This is a genomic window from Daejeonella sp. (assembly GCF_049655485.1).
Classification (GTDB): domain Bacteria; phylum Bacteroidota; class Bacteroidia; order Sphingobacteriales; family Sphingobacteriaceae; genus Daejeonella.
Genome location: NZ_JBASJU010000218.1, coordinates 1 through 3,638, shown reverse-complemented (window position 1 = coordinate 3,638; position 3,638 = coordinate 1). Strand labels below are relative to the sequence as shown.

2 protein-coding genes and 1 pseudogene are annotated in these 3,638 nt (G+C 41.8%); all 3 read left to right on the top strand.

What is annotated here, in order from left to right; translation table 11 throughout:
- Positions 1-1,938 (top strand): efflux RND transporter permease subunit (locus WBJ10_RS09305; protein WP_424289580.1); only part of this gene is annotated, 1,938 nt, incomplete at its 5' end.
- A gap of 4 nt (positions 1,939-1,942) precedes the next feature.
- Positions 1,943-3,148 carry an efflux RND transporter periplasmic adaptor subunit gene (locus WBJ10_RS09300; RefSeq protein ID WP_424289578.1) on the top strand — a complete coding sequence of 402 codons (1,206 nt, stop codon included), beginning with the start codon at positions 1,943-1,945 and terminating at the stop codon, positions 3,146-3,148.
- Between the two features lie 96 nt (positions 3,149-3,244).
- Positions 3,245-3,638, top strand: a pseudogene (locus tag WBJ10_RS09295) (heavy metal translocating P-type ATPase); the annotation flags it as partial.

The window sequence follows — 3,638 nt, the reverse complement described above, 5'->3', positions numbered from 1 at the left end:
TCTGGCAATAGAGTACCCCTAAGCCAGGTAGCTGCTATATCATTTAAAGATGCTCCTGCCCAGATTTCTCGTGAGGATGGAAAAAGACGTATCTATGTTGGTTTTAATGTTCGCGGACGGGATGTCGAGCGTACTGTCGCAGATATTCAGCAGTTGCTGGACAATAAAATCAAACTGCCATCAGGGTATTATATAACGTACGGTGGACAATTTCAAAACCTTACAGAAGCGAAAAACAGATTATCAATAGCGGTTCCTATCGCACTGCTATTGATCCTTGGCCTTTTATACTTTACGTTCAGGTCCTTTACCCAAATGCTCCTGATCTTCACTGCAGTGCCATTGTCAGCCATAGGTGGTGTGTTAGCATTAATGCTGCGGGGGATGCATTTTAGTATTTCTGCCGGAGTAGGCTTCATTGCTTTATTTGGGGTAGCAGTTCTGAACGGAATTGTGCTGATAGGATATTTCAATCAGCTAAAGGATGAAGGCATGACAGATATCTATCAGCGTGTACTAGAAGGAACAAAGGTTAGATTGAGACCAGTGATTATGACCGCTTCTGTCGCCTCCCTAGGATTTCTTCCTATGGCTCTGTCTAATGGTGCCGGCGCCGAAGTTCAAAAGCCACTGGCAACCGTTGTGATTGGGGGATTAATGACCGCTACTATTCTTACCCTTTTTGTATTACCCTGCTTGTATATATTATTCTCAGGTACGAAAAAGAAAAAACTTATGGTAAATAAATCATTGATTTTGGCGATACTGGCACCAGGATTTGTGCTGCTTGGCAACACAAACGTTCAGGCTCAAAACACTCCCTTGGACCTAAACCGTGCGATATCGATAGCCATTCAAAACAATCAGCAACTCCGTGCCTCTGGTTTGGCGGTGGACCAGGCCCGGGTTCTTCAGCAAACAGCTATGGACCTCTCAAAAACCCAGGTACAATATAGCCAGGAGCCTTATGGCGATGGAGTAGAAAACACGCTTGGAATAAATCAAAGTTTCGCCCTACCGGGTTACTATAAGCGGCAAAAGGAACTCCTGTCAAAACAAACGGGCCTTGCTGAACAATCTCAGTTATATACCAAAGCTGAGATAACCCGCAATGTGCGTCAGGCATATCAACGTGTTTTGATCAGTATGGAAACCCTGAAAACATTAAGGTTCCAGGATAGCATTTACCGCAATTTCATAACCAAGTCTGAAATACGATACCGCACCGGGGAAACCTCCAATCTGGAGTTAATTAATGCAAAAAATAAATTCCAGGAAGTTCAGGCTCTCAAAATAGCAGCTACTACCAATTTGAAAACTAATGAGATCATTTTACAGCAGCTTTTGAATTTGCCAGTTGCACCTTCTTTGGCTATCGGCGATCTTCATTTTGCATTGAATTTGAGTATTGATTCTTCACTAACAGCAAGAAACGCCTTAATCGGTTATCACCAGCAATCCGTTGAAGTAGCTAACGCAAAGATTCAAGCCGAAAGAGCCAAAAACATGCCTGAGTTTACTGCAGGTTACAGCTATCCGTTAAAGGGTATTAGTTATATGCCCGGAGTTCAACTGGGAATAGCATTACCAATCTTTAATAAAGCCGGGCGGGCCCGCATCCAGAGCGAACAGATTGGTGCACAGATTGCTCAGTCAAATCTCCTGACTAACCAGGCATTATTGCAATCTCAATACCAGCAGGAAGTTTTTCAATATCTGAAGTATAAGCAGATAGTGGATTATTATCTGCAGAGTGGATTAAAACTGGCAGATGAGCAGTTACGAATAACTCAGGTTTCTTTTAATCTTGGTGAGATCGGATATATGGAATATATACAAAACCTGACTTCAGCTATAGAAAGTAAACTAACATATCTGCGTTCACTCGAGCAACTAAATCAATCTGCAATTCAATTACAATTTTTTAAAGGAGAATAACCAAATGAAAGCTATAACTTATATAACAATCCTTTCCATTTCTTTGAGTGTTTTTATGAGCTCATGTTCAGAAAAAAAAGTAAGCGAAGAAAGTGCTTCGGTTGAAACCCATGAAGAAGAACATGAGGAAGGTCTGGTACTAACCTCTGAACAACTCAATGCCGTTGGTATACAAATAGGTAGTATTGAACAGCGTAACCTGAGCGAGGTAGTTAAAGCCAGCGGACAACTTGCAGTTCCACCCCAAAACAAAGCCGATATAAATGTGATTTCAGGGGGTATTATTCGAAGAATTAATATTATTGAAGGCCAGTTCGTTAATAAAGGCCAGGCCATCGCTACTATTGAGAATCAGGAATTAATACGTATTCAACAGGATTATTTAGCTGCAAGAAACAATTTTACATTTGTACAGGCAGAATATGATCGCCAAAGTCAGCTTAGGGCCGCTGATGCCGGAACAGGTAAATCATTTCAGCAGGCGCAAGCTAATTTCAATGCAGAAAAAGCCAGGATAACTGCATACGAACGACAGTTACAGCAGCTTGGTGTATCGGCCAAAAGGATCTCCACGGGAAACATTGTTTCACAATTTCCCCTTCTGGCTCCCATCAGTGGCACAGTAGGCAAGATTTTGATTAAAACCGGCTCCTTCGTGCAACCTGGAACTGCCATTACAGATATTACCGATAACTCAAGGTTGCATTCCGACCTGTTAGTTTACGAAAAGGACCTTTCAAAGATAAGTATAGGTCAGAAGGTCAATTATCAGCTAACTAATCAGGAGGGATTTCCAATCAGCGGCGAGATAAACGGGATCAATAAGTCCTTCGAAAATGACAGCAAAGGGGTTACAGTACACGCTACCGTTCAAAATCCTAAAAAAAAGACCCTCATACCGGGCATGTATGTTTCAGCATTGATTAACGTTAGCAGCAATGTTGTTCCTGCAATTCCGGTTACAGGAGTAGTGGGCAGTGCGGGAAAATCGTATATTTTCGTCGTCGAAGAGGAAGATAAGCGTGAGGGCGCAAAAAAAGCCAGTGACCCTGTCCATTTTAGAATGGTCGAAGTTGCTACAGGCCTTTCTGAATTAGGCTACATACAGATCAAACTGTTGGAAGAGTTACCCAAAGATGTTAAAGTAGTCACCAAAGGAGCTTTTTACTTACAATCAAAAGCTGCCGGCGGTAGCGAGGAAGGTCATTAGGGAATTAAGAATGGAGGAAGAGTTTATAATCATCCAACATGGGGAAATTTACAATTACAACATACAGTCAGGCCCTGGCTATAATCAAATAAAGATATGGAAGACAATAAAAATATCCTGCAGGAAGATGAGCCTGCCAAAGTAGTTAAGCTTAATCAGGAGCAAAATCACTCTGAGGAAGATGGCCATAGCCATTCGGCTAATAACCAAGCTGTTGCTGAAGAATCCGGTTGGAAAGCTCACTGGGATCTCCTTCTTTCTCTATCTATATTAGTGGTAATGCTTGTTTTAGAGTATGGATTTGATAAAGTATTCGCCAATACGATAAGTCTTATTATTTATGGAATAGCTTACCTGTTGGCTGGCTGGAAAGTCCTTGACCTCGCTTTCAGGAAACTAAAACGCCTGGATATTTTTAATGAGTTTTTTCTGATGAGTGTCGCTACAATCGGTGCCTTCCTGATCGGAGAGTATAGTGAAGGTGTAGCGG